This is a genomic window from Paenibacillus agri, assembly GCF_013359945.1.
Classification (GTDB): Bacteria; Bacillota; Bacilli; order Paenibacillales; family Paenibacillaceae; genus Paenibacillus_AQ; species Paenibacillus_AQ agri.
This window is the reverse complement of the sequence record NZ_JABWCS010000220.1, coordinates 1-26,062: the sequence shown is the minus strand read 5'-3', so window position 1 is coordinate 26,062 and position 26,062 is coordinate 1. Positions and strand designations below refer to the sequence as shown.

The following is a 26,062-nucleotide window of genomic DNA, read 5'->3' as shown; positions in this document are numbered from 1 at the left end:
ATCCTCCTACGTCTGTCACAGCTTACAAGCCGGTGATGTCCCTGCGGCGCCTTGACCAGGCCCACAGTCTGCACCACTCTCCATTGTAATGCGTTACTGCGAAGTTTGTTTACTTTTTTGAATATTGGCTAAATGTTCCTTATATGTCTTGGCAAAAAGATGACCCTTACTGCCATCCTTCTTCGTGACATAGAAATAATAATCGGAAGCTTGCGGCTCCAGCGCCGCCTGAATCGACGGCAAACCAGGGTTGCAGATCGGTCCCGGAGGAAGTCCTGTATGCTTGTACGTATTATAAGGACTCTCAATCTCAAGATCCTTGTAGAGCAGCCTTTCTTTTGGTTGATCTAGCAGATATTGAACCGTGGCATCAATCTCCAGCTTCTGTCCCTTTTTCAGCCGGTTATAGATCACTCCCGCCACCAATGGACGTTCTGTATCGACTACAACCTCACGCTCCACCAATGAAGCGACGGTAAGCAGCTCATGCAGACTGAGGCCTCTTGCCTTGAGTTTTTCGTGCCAATTCGGAATGGTATCCAGCTTCTTCGCCAGCTGTTCCAGCATCGCTTCCAGGATTTCCTGCGGCGTGCTGTCCTTTGGCAGCTCATAAGTCTCCGGGAAAAGATACCCCTCCAGACGATAACGCAGCTCCGGCTCTTGCGGAATGCCAAGAACGTCAGCCTCTTTCAGCGCCTTGCCGGAATTCATAAGATCCACAAAGACACCCGAATCCAGCTTAGAGGCAGTAGCCAGCTTGCCAGCGGTCTGTTCTGCCGTGTATCCTTCGGGAATGGTGAACATCAGGGTCTCTTCCTTGACAACATCGCCGGCATTCAGCCGTGCAATGAGCTCATCATAAGTATCGCCTGGTTTTGCCACATAGGTGCCAGCCTTGAATTTCGAACCTTCCTTGGTCCATTTCAGATATCCTTTAAAGAAAAGACTGTTACGGATAATCCCATTCTTCTCAAGCAGGTCAGCAATTCCAGCGCTGCCCGTGCCTTTCTCAATTGTGAACGTTACGGGCTGCCCGGCAGGAGCTACCGGCTGCATCCCGTTCCAAATGTACCACGCTCCTCCAGCTCCTGCTGCAATCAGGAGAATTAGGATCAGTAGCACAGTGCGGACTGCGGATTTCAATGGATCTCCTCACTTTCCGACTATAAAGTATAAAATTGTATCGTCCCAAATTCAACAATAATTTTATTAAGGCTTTCCATGCAAAAAGAGCGCGGAATACTCCGCCCTCCTTCATGCCAACTGTAAATGTAACGTACGCTGATCTCGTCCTATTCCAAATCCTCATCTGGAAAAGTAAGCTCGTCGTACAGCTCTGAAATATCTTCCCATTCTTCATCGTCGACGATGCTTTCCAATTCAGGAAGCCCGTCAGGCGAGACTACAATCCGAAGAATATCATATTCTCCGTTCTTGCCGGAACCCTCCAGCACCGCGTAACCGCGGCCACCGACTTCAAACTCCGCAATAATATCGTAAACGGAAGATTTGCCTTGCTCATCTTCCAGTTCTACAGTCTCTCCGTACGCATCTTTAAGACGGGAAGTCCATACCGCTTGATCAGCGGACAACTCAGTCATTCTCTGCTCCCCCGTCCAGCTCGTCGACCAGGGTATTGAACGTCTCTTCGACGATCGCCCACTCCTCGTCATTCTCGATCATGAACAGCTGCAGATCATCGCCGTCTTCCTCATAACGGAAGGCGTACACTTCGTCGGACTCTTCGTCTTCGGAATCCAGCGGAACTACCATCATGTACTTGGCATCCGAACCGTCAACCTCAAACTTCATGATGACCTCGAATTCCTCTTCATTACCTTCCTCATCGGGAATATAGATAATTTCCGGTTCTTCTTCTTGGCCAATATGTTCGTTTGTCATATGCGCACCCCTCACCTTTTACTGTTAGCATCCAAAAAATTTTGCAAAATCAGGGCTGCGGCCATTTTGTCCACAATCCCTTTGCGCTTCTTTCGGCTGACGTCCCCTTCAATCAGCACCCGCTCGGCGGATACCGTCGTCAGACGCTCATCCCAAAGGTGTACGGGCATTTCCAATTGTTCCCGAAGCTTGTCAGCGAACTCTATGCAGATTTCACCACGGGGACCTACGGTGCCGTTCATGTTCTTCGGCAGCCCAACCACGATTTCTCCGATCTCATGCTCCTTGACGAGTTCGCGGATGCGTTCGAACTCTCTTCCGTCTCCGCGCCGCTCAATGGTCTCCAGAGATTGTGCCGTCCAGCCGAAAATATCACTCGCGGCGACGCCGATTCTACGGTCGCCATAATCCAAACCTAGCTTCTTCATTTGGCGTTATCCACCTGATGATTGGCTAGATAGAACCGCACCAGTTCCTCAATCAGCTCATCACGTTCTTTTCTCCGGACCAAACTTCTAGCATTGTTGTGACGGGGAATATAGGCCGGATCTCCGGAAAGAAGATACCCTACGATCTGGTTGATCGGATGATATTCCTTCTCTACGAGCGCATTGTAAACCGCAAGCAGAATTTCCTCGGGAGAAGCTTCCTTCTCATCGCCCTTCACATTGAATTTAACCGTTTTGTCCATGGAGTCCATATGTGACACCTTCCTTCTGCAAATCACCTGTAGCAGGCGGCTTCGCAAACTCGCTGCTGTACAGCTTACTTGCTGCCCTCATCATAACATATTCATGCCCCAACAAGAAAATCCTGCCTGGATATAACGCTTTTTTTGGCATTTCATCTACAAAAAACGTGAAATTTTTGGTCTTTAAGCTATTGCCAAAACCACATTTCGCCTAAATCAGATGGCCCGGCCACGAAGCAGCGGTACTGAGAGGAAAGACTCAGTACCGCTGTCTGTCTTCGCAAATGCAATTTGGGCTTCGGGCCTTTGGACCGGGTTCGCTCTCTAGCTTATCCCAGCGCTGCTACCAATTCTTCAGCCTTGGCCAAAGCCTCGCCCAGCTTCGAAGCATCCTTACCGCCGGCTTGTGCCATATCCGGACGTCCGCCGCCGCCGCCGCCGCATACTGCAGCCACTTCTTTCACCAGCTTACCAGCATGATAGCCGCGCTTCACCAGCTCTTGAGGTACGGCTACGACAAAGTTCACTTTATCGTCCATGGCTGCGCCCAGAACAAGCACTGCGTCAGGCAGCTTGCTCTTCAGCTCGTCGGCTGTGGAACGCAGGGCATCCATGCTGCCTGCTTGCACAGATACAGCCAGTAGTTGCGTTCCGCTGCCAACCGTCTTCACGCTGCCAGTCAGCTCCGCTGCAAACGTAGCGCTCAGCTTGGATTGCAGCGACTCGTTCTCACGCGACAGCTCGCGTACTTGACCATGCAGAGCTTCAATCCGCTTCGGCACATCGTTCAGGGAAGACTTCAGCAGTCCAGCGGATTGCTTGAGCAGATCCAGCTGGCTCTCAGTGAACTGGTATGCATAGCGTCCAGTTACAGCCTCAATCCGGCGTACACCGGAGCCGATGCCGCTCTCGCTAAGCAGCTTGAAGATTCCAATCTGCGAAGTATTGCTAACGTGGCAGCCACCACACAGCTCCAAGCTGTAGTCGCCAACCTGCACCACGCGGACGATATTACCATATTTTTCCCCGAACAATGCCATAGCTCCCATTGCCTTGGCTTCGTCAATCGGCTTGTTCTCAATCACTACATCCAGACCGCGCCAGATTTGCTCATTCACACGGTGCTCAATTTCACTGAGCTCTTCCGGCGTAATGGCGCCGAAGTGTGAGAAGTCAAAGCGCAGACGTCCACCTTCTACCAAAGAACCTGCCTGATTAACATGTCCGCCCAGCACTTCCTTAAGCGCTTTGTGCAGCAAGTGAGTCGCAGTATGGTTCTTCACGATGTCCTCACGCTCGGCACGGTTTACCTCGGCACGAACGGTATCTCCTACGCGCAGTTCACCAGCTTCTACTGTTACCAGGTGTACATGCTGACCATGTGGCGCCTTGAACAATCCCTTGACTTTCGCGGTTACGGAACCGCCGCTCAGCACACCCGTGTCGCTTACCTGACCGCCACTTTCCGCATAAAACGGAGTAGTGTCAAGAATAACCTGAGCTTCTGTGCCTTCGCCAGCGAGGTCTGCCAACTCGTTATCGACAACGATCGCAACAATTTTGGATTCAGTTACCGAGTCATTATAACCAACAAATTCGCTTTTAACCGTCAGTTCAGAAAGGGCTCCGCCTTGAATTTTCATGCTGCCGCCATCTTGGCGTGCAGCTCTTGCACGGTCACGTTGCTCCTGCATCGCTGCATCAAAGCCCTCGCGGTCCACCGTCAAGCCCTGCTCAGCAGCGAAATCTTCTGTCAGGTCGAACGGGAAGCCGTAAGTATCATACAACTTGAACGCGTCTTTACCGGCAATAACACCAGCGCCGCTCTCTTTGGCTTTGCTGCTGATTTCGCTCAGGATAGCCAGACCGTCGGATAGCGTCTCGTGGAAACGTTCCTCTTCTGTACGGATGATCTTCGCAATATATTCGCGGTTCTCCACAACGGACGGGTAGTACACGCCCATAATTTCGCCTACTGTTTCAGTCAGCTCATGCAGGAATGGACGATCCAGACCCAGGGTCTTTCCGTAACGGACTGCGCGGCGGAGCAAACGACGAATAATGTAGCCACGACCTTCATTAGAAGGAAGTACGCCGTCGCCCACAGCGAAAGTAACTGTACGCACATGGTCGGCGATGACTTTAAGTGCAATATCCTGCTCCAAGCTATCCTTATAAGTTACACCAGCAAGTTGTGCTGTCTTCTGAATAATCGGCTGGAACAAGTCAGTGTCGAAGTTGGAATCTACATCTTGCAGGATCGAAGCAAAACGTTCCAGACCTGCGCCTGTATCAATATTCTTGTTAGGAAGCGGTGTATAGCTGCCGTCTTTATTATGGTTGAACTGGGAGAATACCAGGTTCCAGACTTCCAGCCAACGCTCATTTTCCCCGCCTGGATACATTTCAGGGTCACTCAGGTCATTGCCGTAAGCTTCGCCGCGGTCATAGAAGATCTCCGAGCAAGGACCGCATGGGCCTTCGCCGATATCCCAGAAGTTCTCGTCACCCAGCTTAATGATGCGTTCAGCAGGCAAGCCTACTTTTTCATTCCACAGTTTGAAAGCTTCTTCGTCCTCGGCATATACAGTTACGGAGATGCGGTTTGGATCAAAGCCGATCCACTCTTTACCCGTCAGGAATTCCCAAGCCCAGGTAATCGCTTCTTCCTTGAAATAGTCGCCGATGGAGAAGTTACCCAGCATCTCGAAGAACGTATGGTGACGACGTGTCTTGCCGACGTTCTCGATATCGTTGGTACGGATACACTTCTGGGAGTTCGTCAGACGCGGATTCTCCGGAATCTCACGGCCGTCAAAGTACGCCTTCAGCGGCGCCATCCCGGCATTGATCCATAGCAGAGATGGATCGTTGTGAGGTACGAGCGAAGCGCTCGGCTCGATTTTGTGGCTTTTACTTTCGAAAAATTGCAGCCATTTGGAACGGATTTCACTTGCTTTCATGATATACAGCCCCCGTCTTATGCTTAATTTTGAGATCACGGTTATTTCCGAAAAACAAATGGAAAACAAAAAAACGCCCCTGAAAATTCAGGGACGATTAGATCGCGGTACCACCCTGGTTATCGCCTTATCCCGTTGTAGCAGGAGAATTGCAGACGATCGCCTTGTCGCGGCTGTTAACGGGAACCCCCGGCGGACTTGTACCCGCACTCCGAAATTAGCTTTCCACCGGCCTGTCTCCAGGGTTCTCACAGCCATTACGACAATCTTCGTAAAGGAACCCGTTCTCTGTGCAAGCCATCTTCCGGTGTACTCCATTTCATCAACGTTTTACACATTTGCTTTTTAACATTTCAAGTATATCCACAGCCCCGATTCCTGTCAATCTAACCCGCACATATTCCGCATCTTGTCACCGAGATTCCTAATTACACTGTATTCACAATTAATATTTGCTCAATATAGATGTTAATACATCCCCATTAATGTTGCCTCCGTTTAAAACAAGCTCAATGCCAATCACCAATTGTATCTCCCCGGATAATCGTGTATAGTGACATTAACAATCTCATAAGAACCGACACTAGGGGAGCCGCGAGGCTGAGACGAATGCAACATTTGGACCCTTTGAACCTGATCTGGTTAATACCAGCGTAGGGAAGTGCGCGTTAAGAGTCCGGTCTTGCCTATTTTGTGGCTTGTTTTCCGTTGTCGTACTTAGCCGTCTTCCGATCAGGAAGGCGGCTTTTTTGTGCTCTATTCGATGGAGATTAACCACCAATACACAATCAGGAGAGATTCTTTTTATGAAAAATCGACTTCCCGCCGTTAGCGGCCCTGAACTGCATCTGATCTCCCCGGAAGGAATTTCACTTGCAGATTGGCTGCGTCTTTCTCTAGCCGTTCTCCCCTACGTTGACTATTTCCACCTGCGGAATAGACAGCTTACCGCCAAAGCCCTACTCGAAGCCGTAAATCAAATGCAGCAAGCAGGCATTCCTATTGAATCCATCGTGATCAACGACCGGCTGGATGTCGCGCTCGCCTCAGAAGCGGGCGGTGTACAGCTAGCAGGACATAGCCTGCCTGTAGCTGCGGCGCGGCCGTTAGTCTCAGAGATGCGCATCGGGTGCTCCATCCATTCACCAGAAGAAGCAGTCGACGCGGCAAGTGAAGGAGCAGATTACTGCCTTTTCGGTCATGTCTATGAATCTACTAGTAAGCCTGATCTGCTTCCCCGTGGGCTGGACATCCTCGAAGTAACTGCATCCAGGTGCCCTGTTCCGGTCATTGCCCTCGGAGGAATTCATCCGGGCAATGCCGGAGCAGTCATCAGGCGCGGCGCAGGGGGGATTGCCATACTATCCGGAATTAGCAGTGCAGCAGATCCAGCGGCACAAGCAGAAGCTTACCGCGCAGCCATTCAGACTGCATGGCTTGAGAGGAGGTGAAAATATGCAGGTCCAACTTAACGGAAAAACGACTCTCCTAAGCGAGCATTGTATTACTATTGCCGATGTTTTGGCAGAATCGCCCTGGAGCGGACGGCGAATTCTTGTGGAAATTAACGGTGAAGTCGTGCCGAGGGAAGCTTATGGCCGTACCTCACTCTCTGAAGGTGACCAGATAGAGTTTGTACATTTTGTAGGAGGAGGCTGAGAGAATGGCTTTGACTGCGGCAGAACAAGAGCGGTACAGCCGTCAGGTACGTTTTCATGGCATAGGTTCGGAAGGTCAGGACAGATTGGCCCGCTCCAGTGTGCTTGTTCTGGGTGCAGGTGCACTGGGGTCTGCTATTGCCGAGACGCTGGTCCGTGCCGGGGTAGGCCGAATACGAATCGTCGACCGGGATTATGTGGAATGGAGCAATTTGCAGCGTCAGAATTTGTACAGTGAAACCGATGCGGAGCAGAGACTACCAAAAGCAATCGCAGCCGCACAAAGATTACGAAGCGTGAACTCGTCTGTGACTGTGGAAGGGATAGTAGCCGATGCTGCCGCCGAAGAGATCGGGGAGTATACAGTCGGAGTCGATTTGATTCTCGACGCTTCCGACAATTTTGAAATCAGAATGATTATTAACGATATCTCGGCCAAAGCAGGCATCCCTTGGATTTACGGCGCTTGCACAGGAAGCAGCGGTATTTCTATGACAGTCCTCCCCGGAGAGAGCGCCTGCCTCCACTGCCTGATTGACGAGCTTCATGCGGAAGGCGATACCTGCGACACGGTGGGCATCATTCAACCAGCTGTTCAGATGACGGCCGCTTACCAAACGACCGAGGCGTTAAAATGGCTCGCCGGACAGAAGGATTCTCTGCGCGGCACGCTGGTTTCCTTTGATCTGTGGGAGAATCGGCATGTCTCGGTCGCTACGGAACAGCTTAAACGTGCCGACTGTCCGAGCTGCGGCGAGAAACCGGTCTATCCCTTCCTGTCTGCGACCAATCTGTCCAAGACCGCTGTATTATGCGGCAGAGATACCGTACAGATCCGGCCGGCCCGGGCGGTTCTCCTGAATCTGGAACTATGGGAAGAACTGCTGGCAGTACACGGTGAAGTTAGGAGAAATCCATACATGCTGTCGTTGGAACTGGAAAAGCACCGGATTGCATTGTTCCCGGATGGCCGGGTACTCATTCACGGCACGTCGGATACCGCCGTGGCCCGTACGCTCTATCATCGATATTTTGGCTAAAAATAACTTGGCTTTAAGAGAGGAGTTCTACGTATGAACGACATCTTTCAGATTGGCGGCAAAGCACTGACCAGCCGCTTGTTCATTGGTACCGGCAAGTATAACCGCAACACACTAATTCCCGAGGTGATTGCAGCATCAGGCGCTGAAGTCATTACTGTTGCGTTAAGAAGAGTCAATCCCGAGTGGGGTGAGGAAAATATTTTGCAGCATATCCCTGGCAGTATGACGCTACTTCCCAACACCTCCGGTGCCCGGACTGCAGAAGAAGCCATTCGTATCGCCCGGCTCGCCAAAGCGGCTGACATGGGCAACTGGATCAAGCTTGAGGTCATTAAGGATCAGCGCTATTTGCTGCCCGACAATATAGAGACGATCCGCGCGACAGAAGTATTGGCTGCGGAAGGCTTTGTCGTGCTCCCTTACATGACCCCTGACCTGGGCGCTGCTCTCAGGTTGCGGGATGCCGGGGCGGCGGCAGTTATGCCGCTTGGATCGCCCATCGGCAGCAACCGGGGACTGCGGACCAAAGAGCTCGTCGGTATCATGATTGAGGAAGTAGATCTGCCTGTCATCGTGGATGCAGGGATCGGCCGCCCTTCAGAAGCAGCGGAAGCCATGGAAATGGGCGCCGCCGCTGTGCTGCTGAATACGGCCATCGCCACTGCACGTGATCCGTTAGGTATGGCGGCTGCCTTCCGGAATGCGGTAACTGCAGGCCGACTCGCTTATCTGTCAGGGCTGGGTCCGGTACAGCAGGAAGCCGCCGCTTCTTCGCCATTGACCGGATTTCTGAGCCAATAGGAGGGTAAAACATGAGCTTCTACGATAGACTGCTAGAATTAGAACGCTTCCCGTTTAGAGAGCGGTTCCCGGAATATACGGACCTGGATATCCAGCGCATTTTGACTAAGCCTAAAATGAATGAAGACGACCTTCTTGCCCTCCTCTCTCCTGCCGCCGGGAGACATCTGGAGGCTATCGCTCAGAAAGCGCAGCAGGTCACCCGCAGTCAATTCGGTCAGGTGATGCAGCTCTTTACGCCGATCTATGTATCGGATTACTGTGTGAATCATTGCGAATATTGCAGTTTCAGCTATATTTATGATTTTCCGCGTAAGAAGTTGGACATGGACGAAGTCGAAAAAGAAGCAATCGCGATTGCCGGGACCGGCATTCGGCATATCCTGCTGCTGACAGGCGAATCCCCTAAAGACTCCCCTGTCAGTTATATGAAGGAATGTGTTCAGGTACTGCGGAAGCACTTCTCATCCATTGGCATCGAAGTTAACCCATTGTCCGTTCAGGAGTACCATGAGCTTGGAGAGGCGGGCGTGGACAGCTTGACACTCTTTCAGGAAGTCTATCATCAGGAGACATACAGAAAACTACATATAAAAGGCCCTAAACGTAATTTCAGGGCTCGTCTGGATGCTCCTGAACGAGGCTGTGCGGCTGGCTATCGCTCCGTCACGATAGGCGCGCTGCTCGGCCTGCATGATTGGCGGCAAGAGGCTTTTATCACAGCACTGCATGCTAATTATTTGCAGAGCAAGTATCCCGACTGCGAAATCAGCCTGTCGATCCCGAGGTTCCGCCCGTTTCTGGGAGACTATCATCCCGATTCGGATGTCACCGACAGTGCGCTGGTGCAGGTTATACTCGCGTATCGCCTTTTTCTGCCCCGGGCCGGAATTACCCTCTCCACCCGCGAACCGGCACATCTGCGCGACCGGCTCATCCATCTTGGCGTAACCAAAATGTCGGCAGGTGTATCCACCGCAGTAGGCGGACACGTTAGCGACGGAGGCACCCCTCAGTTTGAGATCTCCGACGGTCGAAGTGTGTCCGAAATCCGGGAGATGCTGTATCAGAACGGACTGCAGCCAGTGTTCAAGGATTGGGATATACTGGTGTGATAGAGCGCAGACACTACTTGATTTTCGAGAAATCTACTTTATAACGAACAGTATCTTTTTTACTGCCATATTGATAGATTAACTCCGCATCCTGAGCGTAGTTAATCTCAAAAATATCAAAAGGCACAAATAACCGATTTATGTACGCAGGCGAGTTCGGCCAGTTTTCAGATTCTACAGCATCATTATCTTTATTGATGATGACGTAAGGATGGAGAACTGTACTTCCCTGCTTTAAGGAAATATCAACTTTGCGTGCAAAATCAATTTCATCCCCCTTGGCTGTGACTTCAAAGAATATCAATAGCAAATTTTCATAATCATCTACTACCTTCTTGGCTTCGGTCAAAGAAAAATCTTCGTCATTTTCAAATTTCATATAAGCTTTTCTCACAATCAACAGATAAGGTGTAATTAATTTTACTTCTGGTTGATCGTGATTCATCTTATCGGTAGCGCTCGGTAAATACCGAGAACGTTCAAAGGATTGAAGGACAGTATCATCATCTCTAGCCAAGGCAATCGCATCGTTCAGTGTTTGATCAGACAGCTTAAATATCTTATCTTGGATGATTTGACTCTGTTGTGCAGACTTTGTCTCAGCATCAGATAAGGCTTCGGATAAGGATGAGTTCATAGCGCTACCCGTACTTAATAAAGACAACACTACAATGGAAACAATTAATTTCTTCAATTTCCAATAACTCCTATCTGCTCTTGATCACTTCATATTATCCTATGAAGAGTAAATAGGTCTATTCTATCTTGCTTACAATCCCAAAGATCACTTTAAATGCGTTTCCCTGTTTCCTTGACACTTTGAACCCTTGCTTCAAATCGAGAATAAGGACAGTTTTCCTTATCCAGATTCTGAGGTACACCGATTGGAAACGGATGGGGCCGGCGATTCCTTTTTCCTCCACTTCAGTGCCATCACTTAATTCGGTCTCTGTTCGAATCAGCCATTTATTGCCGATCCCAAATTCTATGTATTTTAATGGACTCACCTCATTTTTCTTCACCACCCAAATAATAGTAAACAACTTCTCAAAAAACAACAGAACAGCGCCCCCCGGGGAAGCGCTGTTCTGCTTTTTTCTATTTCAAGCTGGGAACACCAGCTTAAATCAAGTCATTAAGAATGCAGCAAATTAATATGATCCAAATCCGTGCTGCTGTTGAAAATAAACTCCAGTTTATAATCACCGCGAACATAGGTTAGTTTTGTTTGTTTGAGCTTGCCATTTTTAATGGTAGTTGTAGAGGACGGAGCAAACCAATTTTTCTTCAGCATACTCATCGTGATGCCGCCGATGTTGGTCTGGCGTTCAACATTTGTGCCCAGGTAGCGAATTTCGCGAATCTTGTCCAGTTTATAGGCAATTGCATACCCCGGATGGCCCATTTCAGCATGATAGACATCAAATGCGTCCGCATTATTGCCCTTCTGCTCCGGTTCACCGAGTAGCTTGGATACCTCTTGGCGTGTACTCTTGCCAACGGTCAAGCTGCTAACAGAACCAGGAAACTGGCCTTTCAGTGCTGGTTTATAGAAACTATTCAATGTCTTCAATGCTTGCCCCGAATCGGTTACACTCGCACTCGCAGTTGCGGCCTGGCTCACAGGCAGAAGGCCCGGATTCGCTATAACGGCCCCTACACCAACTACGGTCGTCAATGCAGCAGCAAGGGTTATTTTTAGAATTGGTTGTTTCAAACGCATTGTGAACTTCCTCCTTGTGTATAGCGCTTATGTTAGGACCATCTTAGCACGGAGAATCCTGAGGTAAGTAACGATCTAATGAAAGAAACCTTACTGGTTTGTAACTTCGAATCAGTTAATTAAAACACTTACATGGATCTATCCCTCTTCAATTCCAATATCAGGTGTATTGTATTAACCAGAAATACATCTGTTATAAACACGAGGCAGAGCATGCTTCGATCAAAGAATAAGCCTTGATGTCAATAAAAAAAGCCGCGTCCAGCTACCACATGCTGCTTGTGGCGTACTGCGCAGCTAATTATGTAGATTTTCCAATCATCGTTACAGAAAATTCATAAAAAGATCAAAAATATTGTTTCACACTAATCACAAACTGGTAGAAGAAATACCCTGCAAAACCGATCAGGACTACGCCCGCTGCAATTGTCACCCATTTGATGGCCGTGTGGTTCAACGCTCTCCGCGTAGTCGCTACAATCGTCATTAGGCCCAAGTCATGGATCAGAATGCCGAGCATGATCCCCAAACCGACGATCAGGAAGCTTCCTTTATTGGATTGGTCGAATGAATCCGCGAGCACGGTGCCGAAGACGCTCACCCAGAACACAAGATTACCTGGCGAAACGGCAACGAGCAATCCATTTTTATAAGATGAAAATAGCGATTTGGTGTTCTTCTCTCCGGCTAGTGAAATATCATGATTCGCATTCTTGATGCTGTCATAGCCCACGTAACATAAGAACAGCGCACCAACCAGCCACATAATCACTTGTATGATTGGAAGAGATAGTACCGAAGCCAGGCCCAAATAGAGGCCGATGATTAACAACATGTCCACGGTCATTCCGCCCAGTCCGACAATCCATCCGTGCATGAATCCATTCTTGAGTCCCTGCTTCGTCATTTCAATTGTAATCGTACCAACTGGAAGAGCGATAGAGAATCCTAATAGAACGTAAGTAAGTAATAGTGCCATTTCTTTAAAATCACCTCTGTATATTTATGCGTAATTATTTATTTTACACGATGAAATCATTAGGATCAATCCCTTTTTCTTCAATTTACTATACAAAAAAAGAGAGCCACATATTTTATGCAGCTCCCCGCTATACCCATCTCTGTCCTGTCTCTTATTTAGCTTATGACAGACTCTTAAATTAGCTTATGCGCATACCACTTCTTGCCGCGGAACCGCCACAGGAAAATACCCCCGCGGACGGCCCACTCGCTGTTCATCGCCAGCCATACCCCCAGAATGCCGTAGCCGAGCACGATTCCCAGAATATAGCCAAGAATTACCCGGAACAGCCACATGGTCAGCATTGAAGTGATGGAAGTGAATTTGGAGTCCCCCGCAGCCCGTAACGCGGACGGCAGGACAAAGCTGATGGCCCACAGCGGCACCTGTGCGATGGAATTGACCAGCAACACCACAAACAGATCATGAATAATCTCCGGTGGCGGCGAGAAGATCGATACCAGCGGGTGGAACAGCGGCATCAGAATTAAGGCAATCAGCGCCAGCGACCCGGAACCGATCCAGAGAAAGGCCTTGATGAACTTTCTGGCATCAGCGACATTCCCCCGTCCAATACATTGGCCGACCACCGTCACAATGGTAAGTGACAACGCGCTGACCGGAATCTGAAACACCATAGCGAGCGAACCCGCGATAGCATTGGTCGCAATGGCGTAGGTACCCAGGCTGACAATGAATACTTGTGTCAAAAGCTTACCGCCATTGAAGAACATCTGCTCTGCTGCGAATGGCAGGCCGATGAACATGATTTTTCGAAGCATAGCCATTGGAATATGGAATAAGTCGCGCACGCGGACTCGTAGTGCAGTGTCTACTTTGAACAGATAGTACAAGGCACAGGCCATCCCCACATAACGGGCGATATTAATCGCAAGTGTCATTCCCAGCACACCCATATGCAGCAGGTTAATGAAAACTACGTTGAGGACAACGTACAGCAAGTTCATGATCAACGACAGTACCAGGGACGCCCGGGTTCTACCGACACCCCGTAAGGCTCCGCACACCGCCTGAACCGTAGCGATACCCAGATAAGAGATACTGCTGCCGATCAGATAAACCCGCGCGCTATCCAGTACGTCGGCCGAAGCTGACCCGAACAGAAGATTAAGTATAGGCGTGTGGAAGCCCATCAGAAGAAGGCCGATGCCAACCGCGATCAGTGACACCGAAGTGACGGAGCCTGCTGTCGCCTGAGAGACCATTCGGTCATTGCCGCTCCCCTTATACTGTGCAACTACTACCGTTCCCCCGGTGGCAACCGCGACAAAGACGTTGATCAGGAAAATATTCAGCGCATCCACCATATTGACCGCACTGACCGCCGCTACTCCCGACGAGCTGATCATCGCGGTATTCACCAGGTTGAGCCCGATAATGAAAGCCTGATCAATCAAAACCGGAATAAACAACGCTATAATTTGCCGGTAATCCATGCTCTCCCCAGAGAGGTACTTTTCCAGGAAACGTTTCTTCGGAAGACGAGCGCGAAGCTGCATAACCATCATCACATTCTTTTCTGTAAAATTGGAAAAAACTCTTCACATGAAGAGCCTTTTCAGAAAAACACTAACTGTTCCGTAACCACTTTACATTCAGTTTACACTAAATACGATGTTAAGTCTGTACTCCAGGGTAACATATTTATCTCAAAAGCTGGAATACGGATCGATTGGGTTGTCCACGCCGAAATAGTGTAGAATGAAAAAAACTACCCTAATCAGGATTAGCAATGGCAGGTGATAAATATATGTGGAAACCGAATCGGCAAAGCAACAGGCCGGTGTATCTTCAAATCGCTGATCTTCTGGGAGAAAAAATAGCACAAGGAGAGTACCCTCCGGGCAGTAAGCTGCCCTCGGAGAGGAAGCTGGCGGAGCAGTACAAGGTCAATCGCAGCACGGTAGTGCTCGCTTATTCGGAGCTGCGCTCACAGGGTGTGATCGAGACCCGGCCTGGCAGCGGGACGCTTGTCAGCCCGTTCAGACAAAGAAGCGTGCCTCCTACGCCGAGTTGGCAGGCTTACGCGGATAGCGGCAATTTTCTGCCCAATCTTCCGCTGCTTCGCCGCGTCCGCGAAGCACTGGAGCATGATCCCGGGCTGATTGATTTTGCCAGTGGAAAGCTCTCGCTAGAATTGGTGCCATCAGACGAGATCAATCGTATTATTGCCGAATACCGTTATTCTCCGCATGAAGGGCCCGATCTCCCGCAAGGGTATCTTCCTCTGCGTCAGGCCTTGGCAGACTTTCTTGCACGCTATAGGGGCATCCAGACGACTCCGGATTCTATAATGGTCACCTCGGGCTCACAGCAGTCACTGCACTTAATTACCCAGTGCCTGCTGTCACCGGGTGATGCCATTGGGGTCGAGTCGCCTTCTTTTTTCCGTTCATTGTCGATGTTCCAATCAGCAGGATTACGGTTATTCAGGCTGCCAGTGGATGATCAGGGCATCTGCCCGGATAGTCTGCGCACACTGCACAGGAAGCATCGGATCAAGATGCTGTTCATCAACCCTAATTTCCAGAATCCTACTGGAACGCTGCTGAGCAGGGAAAGACGCAAGCTACTGCTGGAGACAGCCAGCGAGCTGCGGCTTCCGGTTGTAGAGGATGATCCGCTGGGCTTGACCGGATACAACGGGGAACAGGCCTTCCCGCTGAAATCTGAGGATACAGCCTCCGGTATGCTCTATACGGGCTCCTTCTCCAGAATTGCTGCACCAGGCCTGCACATTGGCTGGATTGTTGCCCCGAAGTCTATCCTCAGTCGGCTTGCCGATGCCAGACGGCAGATGGATCTTGGCTTCAGCATCATCCCTCAGCATATTGCGGCAGAGTTTATGTCTTCGCCTGCCTTTGTGTCCCACCTGGAGCTTTTGCGGCAAAGGCTTCTGTACAAGCGGAATTTAACCATCAGTGCCTTGGAGCGAGAGCTGCCTGGGATAGTCAACTTCAACAAGCCTGAGGGTGGAATCTATCTATGGTGCAAGCTGCCGGGCGAGATCAACGAAAGCCGGCTGCTGGAAGCAGCACTGCAAAGAGGTATAGCGTTTGTGCCGGGCGGGGTATACGGCGCTGAGTCAGGTTATCTGCGGCTGGCCTATAGCAGGCCGCCAGATCAGGACATTGTACCTGGCATAACTGGCCTAGCGGACGCTGTGCGCGCTGAATTGCAGAAATAATAGAGGATTAAGGACACCAAACAAACCAAACAAGAGCCAGCCCTTAACGGGACCGGCTCTTGTTTGGCTGTGCTCTGCGAATGAGCAGCAGATAGATAAAGTAAGGCGCACCAATCAGGGCGGTGAAGATTCCCGCCGGAATTTCCAGGGGAGGCAGCACCACGCGTCCAAGCAAATCTGCCAGCGTAACCAGCAAAGCTCCCAGCAGAGCAGATACAGGTAAGTACAATCGGCTGTCAGGACCGACAAGCCATTTGGACAACGGCGGGATGACCAGTCCGACAAATCCGATCGTACCTGAGACAGCCACAGAGCTTGCGGACAGCCCTACTGCTGTAAGCAGCAGCAGCACGCGTACCAACTGAATACGCAGCCCTAGTCCGGTTACGGTATCTTCGTCCAATTGCAGCGTATTGATCTGACGGTGACTAAGCAGTGCGAGAGTCACTCCACCCAGTGTCCAGGGCCAGAGCATCTCCACATGCTGCCATGAGCGGGCATAGAGACTACCTTTTAGCCAGACAAGTGCCTGGGAAGAATCCAGTGCATATTTGACGATCAGGAACGTAATCAGCGAATGAAAGCCCAGAGACACGGATACACCAGTTAATGCAAGCCGGGTAGGCCGGATTCCGCCGCGCTGGTAAGCGAACAAGTAGACGATCACAGCAGCTGTCACTGCTCCGGCAAAAGCTGCTATCGGGAGTCCCGCCGCGCTCCATGTCGGAAAAACAAGTAGCACAACCACTGCACCAAAACCGCCGCCGGCGGTGACACCGACAATATCGGGTGCAGCCAGCGGGTTCCGGGTGATGCTCTGCAGGATGGCCCCGGAGACAGCCATATTGATCCCGGTCAGGACTGCGATAATCAGCCGCGGCAGACGATATTTAAGCACCAGCGGTTCTCCGCCGGCCAGTTCGGCCAAAATCTCCCGCAGCGGCGTATTCACCGCTCCAAAACGGAGACTCAAGACCGCCGCTATAATCAGCAGCAATAACAATAACGCAACGATCTGCCCAAAACGGGTCCATTTTCTCAGTTTCATTATCTATGGCCCTCCCGCTGACGGCGCAGCAGGTACAAAAAGAAGGGTACCCCCATGAATGCCGTAATAATACCTACTGGCAGATCAGCAGGATAAGTCAGCCATTGCGACAAAAAATCAGCAGCAGACAGCAGCACCGCTCCCATAATCGCGGACAGCGGTAAAATAACCTTGTGATCTAAACCGCCGAGCCGTTTCGCCATATGCGGTACCATGAGTCCGATAAAACCGATTGGTCCCGCTACGGCGACAGCACTGCCTGTCAGAACAACGATCAGTACACCGATCAGTTGCCGGACACGGGGCACATTTACCCCAAGCCCGGTGGCCAGCTCTTCCCCTTGCCCCAGCAAATTCAACGTTCTGGCCAGCAAAAAAGCCACGATTAGGGCGGGAATATCCAGTGCCCAGACCAGTTTGTTGTCACTCCATGTAGTCCCTGTCAATTTTCCGGCCATCCAGTACAAAATCTCGATAAGCTGCGTCTCAAAGAGCAAAATAAATCCGGTTGTTAAAGCACCCATGAATGCACTTATCGCAACACCCGCCAGCATTAGCCGGGAGGCATCATTTCCACTGTAACGGGATAACCAGGAAATTAAGAGACCGATAGCCCCGGCACCGCATAAAGAAGCCAGCAGAATCACGGTCGAGCTGTCCCGCTCGCCAAATCCGACGATGGCAATAACTGCGAAGCAGGAAGCACCTTGGTTAATCCCCAGAATCTCGGGATCAGACAGCGGATTGCGGGTCATACTCTGCAGCAGACAGCCCGCAACCGCAAGCCCGGCGCCCAAAATGATGGACAGGAGAAGCCGGGGCGCGCGAATAGACCACAATGTGTAAGTCAAGACTTCATCGTTTGTGGTGGAGAACAACGTTGACCAGGTCAATCCCTTTACCCGGTAGCTGAGGGTGACAGCGGCTATAGCAAGCAGAATCACTCCGAAAATGCTGAAAACCAACCACAAGGGGGGCGCTTTACGCGCCTCCCCTTCTTTTTTCAAACCGATATCACTCAAAAGAGATCTCTCCCTACTTGGATGCACTTTTTTCCTTCAGGATATCCTGAACCTGAGTCAAAATCTTATCCGCTGCAATCGGTCCGCGGGCACGCGCCCATAGATCACGGTCTACATTCACAAGATGGCCTTCCTTCACAGCCTTCATATCTTGATATAGCGGGTTGGACTTGAGCTTATCTGTGCTGTCGCCATACATCATGATATAATCCGGGTTCAGCTCATGCAAACGTTCCAGTGCCATACGCGTCCCCTCGCCCTTGCCTTCCGTACTGGTAATCTCTCCATTGAAAGCATAGTTCAGGCCGCTTTGCGTCAAGAGCGTTCCGATAAAGGAATCCTTGATCCACACCGTGAAGTGATCGTCGAAGTAGCCGACTACCAGAACCGAAGGGGAGCCTTGCATACTACTCTTCACTTCTGCAATCTTCGCTTTCAGTCCATTGTTCACCTTGTCGGCTTCTTCACTCTTGCCCAGCATTTCTCCAATAGTGGTTACATTGCTCATGATTTGATCAATACTCGCATCATCAAAAGCAACCGTCTGCGTAATACCCTCCAGTTCCTTCCGAATCATGGCATGACGGTCCACACTGGCAATGATCAGATCTGGCTTCAGGGACTGGATGACCTCCAAATTGGGAGCCTTGCGCTCTCCCACATCGGCCACTCCAGTCACTTTATCCGCCAAGTATTCAGGAACCTTGGTCTTGCCTACGCCTGCATTCCCTACCGGCGTCACTCCAAGGGCAGTCAACGTATCAATAAAGGAAAAATCCAGTGTAACGATTTTTTGCGGCGTTTGTGCAAACTCCGTTTCGCCCCATGCGTGCTTAATGGAGACAGCCTTGGAAGCTTGCTCAGTGGGAGCGGCCTCCCCTTTTGTTGTGTTAGAGCCGGAAACCGACGCTTGATCTTTATTGCCGCAGCCAGCCAAAGCAAGGCTTAGCAGAATAGTAAAAACAATTCCCATATGTAGCTTTCTTTTACGCATCTCTGTTTTTCTTCCCCTCTTATGAAAATGATAATTATTATCAATGATTAGTTTAAGACAAGACCGCCACTTTTACACCATCCGGTTTTTCAAACAGGACCTCATCCAGTTTGGCTCAAATAAACAAGAAAAAACCCTGCCACTTTTCGGCAGAGCTCTTATATCTTTATATCTCTCTGTTATATCGACGTTCACTGATTCCCTCTCACCGTTTCACATAGCGCTTCAGCGCCGCAGTCTGAATCTCGATCGCCTGGTCGATCTTCAGGGCTTTGATCTGGGCTACGTAATCGTCGAAGTTCTCTAGCGGCTCGATGCCAAAAATAATCTTCAGGGACATTTCATCCACCAGTGTCGTAACATCCGCCATGATTGCGGAGAACTCAGTACTCTCCTTCTCGGTTTTGGAGATTTGCGGCAGCATAGTGTGCTTGGCATCGGTGTCTGACCAGATGCTTACAGCATCCTTCTGCTCAGGCAGGAAGTAATACTGCTCCAGATAACGGGCATCCTGTACAAAAGGGCCAAAATAACTGGCCCGCGTATACATGGCAAGTGATTGAGCCGGTGCCAGCCTATCCTTGTTCTGCATGATAAGATCGGTATAAAGCGGATACCCGTTCTTCATCTCATAGCTAATTCCTTCAATACCAAAGTTGAAGAGCAGATGTCCTGCGGGACTGTAGCCGTAATCCAGCATGCGAACCGCTTCCTCTACATTCTTGCTACTGCTGGAAATCGCTACGCCGCCACTGCCCATGTAGGCATTGGCTCTCTGCCCGAATTTCGGCTTCTCTCCAGCATGAAGCACCGGATAAGGAGCCGGGACGAACTTGGCCTGCGGCCATTTGTCCTTCACAGCGGGCTGCCACATCCCAATGCCTGCACCAGCATTCCAAATGCTGGCCCCGCTTCGGCCGGAGATCATATTGGCATCGAGCGTCTTGGTGTCGACGGAAGACATATTTTTGTCAATCAATCCTTCAGCATACCACTCTCGGAACAGAGCCAGAAAGGACTTGTATCCAGGCTCCATTGCCCCGTACTTCACTTGACCCTGATCCAGATAAAAGCCTTTCTTGATTCCAAAAGCTCCGACAAAGGCTCCACTCTCGATACCGAACAGCGGGCTGGGGACGCCCAGGAAACTAAGGGGTGCCGCAATCCCCTTCTTCTCCTTAAAGGCCTTCAGGACGGTATGCCAATCGTCAATGGTGACAGGCACCTGAAGCCCCAGCTCATCCAGCCAATCCTTGCGGATAATCGGCCCCTGGTAAGTAAGCAGTTGTTCTTCTCCCTGGATGAAGGGGAATACGTAATAGCTGCCGCTATCCGTCTTAATCTGCTTATCGATCTCGGGATGCTCACGTAGATATTGCTTCAGATGAGGTGCATACTTGTCCATGACTTCATTCAAGCGCAAAATGTACCCGTCGCTGATCGCCTTCTCCGGCCCCCCAGGAAAACCGGCCCATTCGTATTCCAGCATATCCGGTAGATCCCCCGAAGCCAGTAACACATTAATGGCCTCTCTGGCCTGATTGGCTGGAGGCTGAATGAAATCCAGCTTTACCCCGGTCCGGCGCTGCCATTCCTGAAAGAAGGGGACATCCTGAAAAGTAGGTTTGATATTGCCGGCGTTGCCATTCAGCTCAGCCCAATACGTGAGCGTCTTATTCGTATGGATCGGATAACCGTCCTCTTGGGGAATATCCGCCTCTATACTATTTTGTGCGAAAGGTGGCAATGAGGCCTCCTGTTGCCTTGGTTCCTGTGCCTTGCAGGAGGATCCCAACACCGCAAGCAACAGCAGCAGCCACAGGATGTGCCGGGATTGACCGACTATCCCCCGCTTGCCATCCTGGGCTGATTCGTTCTGATCATCCAGACTTCCTGTATATTGTTCTCCAGCAACTCTCTCTACACCATTGCTCTCCGTTCTATGTTCTCTCATGAAACGTCCTCCTTTCTTCCGGATGTGTCATTTCATTTCCTTGAATTTGCCCGGGGTAATCCCCTCATATTTCTTGAATACACGAATAAAGGTCGCCACCTCGTTGTACCCGGCCTGCTTAGCAATATCGGAAATTGAAGCCTGCCTCGTCTTCAGCATCTCCTTAGCCTGCCCGATCCGGTATTTGTTGATATAATCCAGCACGCCTTCCCCGGTCTGGCTCTTAAACAACTTCGATAAATAACTGCCCTTCATGTTAAAATGCTCACCGATCATATTGACGCTCAGATTGGAATTACTATATTGGTCCTCTATATGCGCTGTAACCTTCAGAACCAAATCGCGCAGCGATTCTGCCCGTTCGTGTGAGACGTTCTGCTCCAACTTGGCTGCGGCAAACGTACAGACTTCGGCAACCAATGTCTGGAGCTCCGCCTTCATCTCCAGGATGGTGTCACAAGCAATGATTTGATCCAGCCATAAAGGGTTATCGCCCAATATGCTACTGTCCCCGTCGCCAAGTTCGTTCATCGCCTTCACCATAGTTCCAGCAAGATTAAAGATCAGACACCTTGCAAGCGTTAGTGAAATAACCGGCTGATTGAAGTTACGATCTGTCACCTCGTCGATGATTTTGGTGACCTGCTCCATGTCACCCACCTTGATCAGATTGATAATCTGTTGCTCCACCAGTAACGGATAATAATATCCGGTCTGTGAATGATCCGTTGTCTCTCTGCGAATTTCGTCATAGGCAATGATCTCCTGTTTGCCCAGCACCATTTTGTAGGCCATGGCGTCTACTGCCTCCCGGTACGCTTCAGCAATACCTGACAGGGAGGAATGAATGCCGCCGATGGACAGCGTCAGTACCATCTGATAGCTGGCCAGAAAGCGCTGCGCTTCCGCAGCAATAGCTTTCAGGTCGTCTTTGAACACAGTGGACTCAGGCTCTCCACAATTCACCAAACACACCATCATATCATCCACTTCCACCGTATATCCGACATGGTGATACTGCTCCGCCAGCTCCTCTACCACATTACTGATGATGAACTGAATCAGCTTGCTTTTCTCATGCAGATCAATGCCTGGCAGCTGGGCGGACAAACTTTCACCGTTCTCCACCATGAACAGGATCACCGCAAACTCTTCTGACAACAGCTTGATGTCAAAAGACTCAAATGCCTCTTCGTATGGAATCAGCGGATCTGTTTTACCTTTGAGAAGCCGATTGAGCATATTAGAGCGCAGCACATGCTGTTGAGCCTCCAGCTGCAGAGCGATTTTTTCCTTTTCACTTCTGGTTTTCGAGATGGATCTTTGAATAAAGCTCAGTTCGTTCCAGTCGGTCCGTTCTTCATGAGAGTTCTTGTCTGTCAGAAGCTGTACAAGCTGCTGAATCGGTGAATAATTGCGGCGCATAAAGAACCAGGTCAGCACCCCCGCGCTCACAAAACTGAGAAAGAGGCTGATATAAGTGAATCTGCGGACATACTCCGCTTTTTCCCAATAAATACTGCTCGGGATCATCAGGACATATTTTAGTTTAGATATGGAAGATTGAATGTAAAAAAGCTCGGAATCCCCGTCTCTTGCCGGAATATTCATGACTTGGCCGCTGTCGGCCGGTAAATCCTGCAATAGCTGATCCAGATTGATGGATACTGGCAGGTTGGACAGCAGTACCTCGTTCTCTTCATTAAGGACCAGGATTTGACCACCGCTGAAGCCGGATATGCCCTCGATGGCCTTCTGGAACCTTGCGGTATCCGCCATAACCACTACCGTCCCTGTCTCCCTCCCGTTCAAATCCTTCGGCAAGTGGGTCAGGTAGGCTATGCCGGTCTGCGGTTTGGCCGAATCTAGATGAGGCAGCAGCAGAAAACGGTTATTCGCCGATCCATGGATCGTATTCAGCCACTGTTCATAGGTCAGGGTACCGGTGTTGTGAATCGTATTGAAAGCGGTTTCCAAATCACGTACATTACCGGACCGGATAACAGACCCGTCTTGATCCCAGGTGACATAGAACTCGTCAATGGAGGCATACGAGGTCTGATACATCCGCAGCTCTTTGACCAATTGATAGACCGTGAACTGGGCATCGCCCGGGGTTTTGCTGGAATACATCAGATCCTGGAGCTTGCTGTTCCAAGTCATCTCCATATTGAGACGCTTCATCAGATCAATCTGGGTGTCAATGGTATATCTAACCTGTCTCAGCATGGAATCATTGGCACGATGAATCTCACTTTTCAGCGCCTGACTCGACTGGGTGTATACCAGCAGGCTGACAATCATCGGCACAAACAAGACGGCGCTGTATGAGATTAACCAGGTTACGATGATACTTTTCCGTTTCTCCCACAAATATTTTAGATTCAAAAAAACCCCTCATCTTCTGATATGATTTGGATTCGGCGTATCCTTATTATAGCGATCATTTCAGCAGAGGGAATGTTCAAAAAGTTAAAATGGATTGATAAAAATGACAATGACCCGAGTGGAAGGTTCCATTTCGGGTCATTGTCATATGGGTGTTTACACCTGAAAAAAGCCGTAATTACAAGGATGTGGGGTGACAACAGCTCAAAAAATCCGATGCTGTCATCAAAAAATCCGGTGCTGCCAGCCCTTCAGCTTGGCGATGGCCTCCGCGAAGAAGTAACTGTGCCGGTGCGGGTGACAATACCTCAAAAAATCCGATGCTGCCATCAAAAAATTCGGTGCTCCCAGCCCTCTAGCTTCGCGATGGCCTCCACGAAGAGTAGCTACGCGGGTGCGGGGGACAACAACTCAAAAAAATACGGTGCTGCTATCAAAAAATTCGGTGCTGCCAGCCCTTCAGCTTGGCGATGGCCTCCGCGAAGAAGTAGCTGCGCGGGTGCGGGGGACAACAGCTCAAAAAATCCGGTGCTGGCATCAAAAAACTCGGTGCTGCCAGCCCTCTAGCTTCGCGATGGCTTCCACGAAGAAGTAGTCGCCATAAATTAGCGACACGTCCACGTTCTCACCGGCCGGTTTGTGGCCGGTGCCGTGGAGGAGGATGGCCTCATGGCTGTCATCCTCCCACGTGCTGTAGTGCGCATCCAGCGAATGCAGGATGCGCTCCGCCGCCGCGCGATAGACCCGGCCTTCGGCCGGTGTCAGACGCTCGGCGATCTCCAGCAGCCCCGACGCGGCGCAGGCGGCTGCTGAGGTGTCGCGCGGCTCGCCAGTAAGGCTCGCTGCCGCGCGGAAATCCCAGTGCGCGACCTCATCCTCCGGGAGGTTCGCGAGGAAAAAATGGGCGACTCGCCGCGCCGCATGCAGAAATACCTCATCGCCCGTGTGGCGATAGGTATTCGCCATGCCGTAGAGCGCCCATGCTGCGCCCCGGCTCCAGCCGGAATCCGGGGCATGGCCCTGCCCGCCGAGCACTTCGAGGCGCTCGCCGGAATCCGGGTCGAACACCACGATGTGGTTCACCGACCCGTCATCCCGGATGAAGTGCTTCAGCACGGTCTCCGCATGGGACCGGGCGATCTGCGCGAACCGGGGATCGCCGGACTGCTGTGAAGCCCAGAACAGCAGCGACAAGTTCATAGAGGTGTCGATGATAGACCAGCCATGCTTGTCGCCGTTCCAGGCCCGGATGAACCGGCCGTTCAGGTTATAGCGTCCGGCAAGGAAGTTCGCCGCGGACAGCCCGCGGCGCAAGCCGTCCGCATCGCCGGTCAGCAGATGCTTAAACACCGCCGTGGGCAAGAATTGAAAGCCCACATCATGATCGTAGGCATTAGGCTCCAGCATGAGCCGCTCCAGCCGCTCGTCCCAGCTCCAGGCGGCTTCCTTGTAGGCTTCCTTCCCGGTCATGTCATACATAAGCCACAGGATACCCGGCCAGAAGCCAGACGTCCACCAGTCGATCCGCTTGTCGTCATACTTGCCGTCTTTCCCGGCTACATGTGGCGATTTATCGCCAATCAGGCGGAGCATAAGCGTCGTCTTGCGCTCCATTCTCCCCCAGACTGCGGCGGCATCGAAGGTATTTTGTGTTGTTTCCATCATAAAAGTGCTCCTTTCTATTTTTCTTTTAGATATTCTTGTTATCTCAGCAGTTTTAATGTCTCGTTAGCCCTTTATATCTCGTTAACTCCTTGTTATCTAGATGACTATTTATCGCCTTAGTTATATAAGGGATTTTAAAATTCAAACAGTGTTCCCCGTGGCTCTCCAGCAAAGATGAGCTTTCCGCCACAGTTGTCTTGGACGCCATAAAGATGATCAACGCTATTTCATTCTTTATTCCAAATTAACGGCATTTTCGTACCTTATATTTCTTGTTTAGAGGAAAATTAAGGATATAAGTGCATTATTGTACCTTATTTTGTGAAAAGTGCCCTCCTTGGACCGTTTCAGCAAGAATTAGCATACAAAAATGCACTTATTTTGCTCATATCATCCATTCCAACAAAATTAAGGTACAAAAATGCCGTTATTTACATTTGAAGTAGCTTGGACTCAGATCGTAGCTTCGGAGCAGCTTGAGTAACTTAGGCGATGATCGAGTAGCTTCGGAGCAGCTTGAGTAGCTTAGGCGATGATCGAGTAGCTTCGGAGCAGCTTGAGTAGCTTGGGCGCTGATCGTAGCTTCGGAGCAGCTTGAGTAGCTTGGGCGCTGATCGAGTAGCTTCGGAGCAGCTTAGTAACTTGGGCGCTGATCGTAGCTTCGGAACAGCTTGAGTAGCTTGGACTCAGATCGTAGCTTCGGAACAGCTTGAGTAAATTAGGCGCTGATCGAGTAGCTTCGGAGCAGCTTGAGTAACTTAGGCGCTGATCGAGTAGCTTCGGAGCAGCTTGAGTAACTTAGGCGATGATCGAGTAGCTTCGGAGCAGCTTGAGTAGCTTGGGCGCTGATCGTAGCTTCGGAGCAG

The 26,062-nt window shown here is 50.5% G+C and carries 23 protein-coding genes and 1 riboswitch; of the genes, 6 read left to right on the top strand and 17 right to left on the bottom strand.

All coding sequences use genetic code 11. The features are described from left to right. Window positions 1-93: 93 nt before the first annotated feature. From mltG to alaS, 6 genes are all read right to left on the bottom strand, one after another. Window positions 94-1,143, bottom strand: a complete 1,050-nt coding sequence (mltG, locus tag HPT30_RS25335; protein ID WP_217622525.1) for an endolytic transglycosylase MltG — start codon at window positions 1,141-1,143, stop codon at window positions 94-96. A 149-nt stretch (window positions 1,144-1,292) separates the two neighbouring features. Beyond that, window positions 1,293-1,601, bottom strand: a complete 309-nt coding sequence (locus tag HPT30_RS25330; RefSeq protein ID WP_175374081.1) for a DUF1292 domain-containing protein — start codon at window positions 1,599-1,601, stop codon at window positions 1,293-1,295. After that, a complete protein-coding gene (locus HPT30_RS25325; RefSeq protein WP_066373645.1) occupies window positions 1,594-1,902 on the bottom strand; it encodes a DUF1292 domain-containing protein in 309 nt (102 codons plus the stop codon). The genes HPT30_RS25330 and HPT30_RS25325 overlap by 8 nt, the downstream gene beginning before the upstream one ends. Before the next feature lie 11 nt (window positions 1,903-1,913). Further along, the gene (gene ruvX, locus HPT30_RS25320) at window positions 1,914-2,330 is read right to left on the bottom strand and encodes a Holliday junction resolvase RuvX (protein ID WP_066373641.1); all 417 of its coding nucleotides are present in this window, start codon (window positions 2,328-2,330) and stop codon (window positions 1,914-1,916) included. Then, on the bottom strand, window positions 2,327-2,602 hold the full coding sequence (locus tag HPT30_RS25315) for an IreB family regulatory phosphoprotein (RefSeq protein ID WP_066373638.1): 276 nt from the start codon (window positions 2,600-2,602) through the stop codon (window positions 2,327-2,329). Before HPT30_RS25315 ends, ruvX begins: the two co-directional genes overlap by 4 nt. Window positions 2,603-2,922: 320 nt before the next feature. Next, window positions 2,923-5,556 carry an alanine--tRNA ligase gene (gene alaS, locus HPT30_RS25310; RefSeq protein ID WP_175374080.1) on the bottom strand — a complete coding sequence of 878 codons (2,634 nt, stop codon included), beginning with the start codon at window positions 5,554-5,556 and terminating at the stop codon, window positions 2,923-2,925. Between the two features lie 575 nt (window positions 5,557-6,131). After that, a riboswitch (TPP riboswitch) is annotated at window positions 6,132-6,233 on the top strand. A gap of 129 nt (window positions 6,234-6,362) precedes the next feature. Between alaS and HPT30_RS25305 the strand changes: the two genes are divergently transcribed. From HPT30_RS25305 to thiH, 5 genes are read left to right on the top strand one after another with little or no spacing between them, the layout of a single operon-like run. Continuing rightward, on the top strand, window positions 6,363-7,007 hold the full coding sequence (locus HPT30_RS25305; protein WP_175374079.1) for a thiamine phosphate synthase: 645 nt from the start codon (window positions 6,363-6,365) through the stop codon (window positions 7,005-7,007). Window positions 7,008-7,011: 4 nt separating this feature from the next. After that, the gene (gene thiS, locus HPT30_RS25300) at window positions 7,012-7,215 is read left to right on the top strand and encodes a sulfur carrier protein ThiS (protein WP_175374078.1); all 204 of its coding nucleotides are present in this window, start codon (window positions 7,012-7,014) and stop codon (window positions 7,213-7,215) included. Between the two features lie 4 nt (window positions 7,216-7,219). Next, window positions 7,220-8,254: a ThiF family adenylyltransferase gene (locus HPT30_RS25295; RefSeq protein WP_175374077.1), complete on the top strand. Its 1,035-nt coding sequence runs from the start codon at window positions 7,220-7,222 to the stop codon at window positions 8,252-8,254. A gap of 33 nt (window positions 8,255-8,287) precedes the next feature. Continuing rightward, window positions 8,288-9,058 carry a thiazole synthase gene (locus tag HPT30_RS25290; RefSeq protein WP_175374076.1) on the top strand — a complete coding sequence of 257 codons (771 nt, stop codon included), beginning with the start codon at window positions 8,288-8,290 and terminating at the stop codon, window positions 9,056-9,058. 11 nt (window positions 9,059-9,069) lie between these two features. Further along, window positions 9,070-10,173: a 2-iminoacetate synthase ThiH gene (gene thiH, locus HPT30_RS25285; protein WP_175374075.1), complete on the top strand. Its 1,104-nt coding sequence runs from the start codon at window positions 9,070-9,072 to the stop codon at window positions 10,171-10,173. 13 nt (window positions 10,174-10,186) lie between these two features. Here the strand turns inward: thiH and HPT30_RS25280 are convergent, their stop codons facing one another. From HPT30_RS25280 to HPT30_RS25260, 5 genes are all read right to left on the bottom strand, one after another. After that, complete coding sequence (locus HPT30_RS25280) at window positions 10,187-10,867, bottom strand: hypothetical protein (RefSeq protein ID WP_175374074.1); 681 nt, start codon at window positions 10,865-10,867, stop codon at window positions 10,187-10,189. 61 nt (window positions 10,868-10,928) lie between these two features. Next, window positions 10,929-11,180, bottom strand: coding sequence for a DUF3977 family protein (locus HPT30_RS25275; protein ID WP_175374297.1), 252 nt, complete (start codon window positions 11,178-11,180; stop codon window positions 10,929-10,931). 128 nt (window positions 11,181-11,308) lie between these two features. Then, on the bottom strand, window positions 11,309-11,896 hold the full coding sequence (locus tag HPT30_RS25270; protein WP_175374073.1) for a YjgB family protein: 588 nt from the start codon (window positions 11,894-11,896) through the stop codon (window positions 11,309-11,311). A gap of 346 nt (window positions 11,897-12,242) precedes the next feature. Further along, window positions 12,243-12,875 carry a LysE family translocator gene (locus tag HPT30_RS25265; protein WP_175374072.1) on the bottom strand — a complete coding sequence of 211 codons (633 nt, stop codon included), beginning with the start codon at window positions 12,873-12,875 and terminating at the stop codon, window positions 12,243-12,245. 176 nt (window positions 12,876-13,051) lie between these two features. Continuing rightward, window positions 13,052-14,443: an MATE family efflux transporter gene (locus HPT30_RS25260; RefSeq protein ID WP_175374296.1), complete on the bottom strand. Its 1,392-nt coding sequence runs from the start codon at window positions 14,441-14,443 to the stop codon at window positions 13,052-13,054. Between the two features lie 245 nt (window positions 14,444-14,688). Between HPT30_RS25260 and pdxR the strand changes: the two genes are divergently transcribed. Next, window positions 14,689-16,125 (top strand): MocR-like pyridoxine biosynthesis transcription factor PdxR, encoded by a 1,437-nt coding sequence (gene pdxR, locus HPT30_RS25255; RefSeq protein WP_175374071.1) that lies wholly within the window; start codon window positions 14,689-14,691, stop codon window positions 16,123-16,125. A gap of 43 nt (window positions 16,126-16,168) precedes the next feature. Here the strand turns inward: pdxR and HPT30_RS25250 are convergent, their stop codons facing one another. The 6 genes from HPT30_RS25250 to HPT30_RS25225 form a co-directional block, all read right to left on the bottom strand. Then, window positions 16,169-17,173 carry a FecCD family ABC transporter permease gene (locus tag HPT30_RS25250; protein ID WP_175374070.1) on the bottom strand — a complete coding sequence of 335 codons (1,005 nt, stop codon included), beginning with the start codon at window positions 17,171-17,173 and terminating at the stop codon, window positions 16,169-16,171. Beyond that, window positions 17,173-18,195, bottom strand: a complete 1,023-nt coding sequence (locus HPT30_RS25245) for a FecCD family ABC transporter permease (RefSeq protein WP_175374069.1) — start codon at window positions 18,193-18,195, stop codon at window positions 17,173-17,175. Before HPT30_RS25245 ends, HPT30_RS25250 begins: the two co-directional genes overlap by 1 nt. Window positions 18,196-18,208: 13 nt before the next feature. After that, the gene (locus tag HPT30_RS25240) at window positions 18,209-19,189 is read right to left on the bottom strand and encodes an ABC transporter substrate-binding protein (protein WP_175374068.1); all 981 of its coding nucleotides are present in this window, start codon (window positions 19,187-19,189) and stop codon (window positions 18,209-18,211) included. A gap of 205 nt (window positions 19,190-19,394) precedes the next feature. Further along, the gene (locus HPT30_RS25235) at window positions 19,395-21,143 is read right to left on the bottom strand and encodes an extracellular solute-binding protein (protein WP_175374067.1); all 1,749 of its coding nucleotides are present in this window, start codon (window positions 21,141-21,143) and stop codon (window positions 19,395-19,397) included. Between the two features lie 27 nt (window positions 21,144-21,170). Further along, the gene (locus tag HPT30_RS25230; RefSeq protein WP_246317443.1) at window positions 21,171-23,531 is read right to left on the bottom strand and encodes a helix-turn-helix domain-containing protein; all 2,361 of its coding nucleotides are present in this window, start codon (window positions 23,529-23,531) and stop codon (window positions 21,171-21,173) included. 537 nt (window positions 23,532-24,068) lie between these two features. Then, entirely contained in the window at window positions 24,069-25,145 is a 1,077-nt protein-coding gene (locus HPT30_RS25225) for a glycoside hydrolase family 88 protein (protein WP_376767063.1), read from the bottom strand. Window positions 25,146-26,062 lie beyond the last annotated feature (917 nt).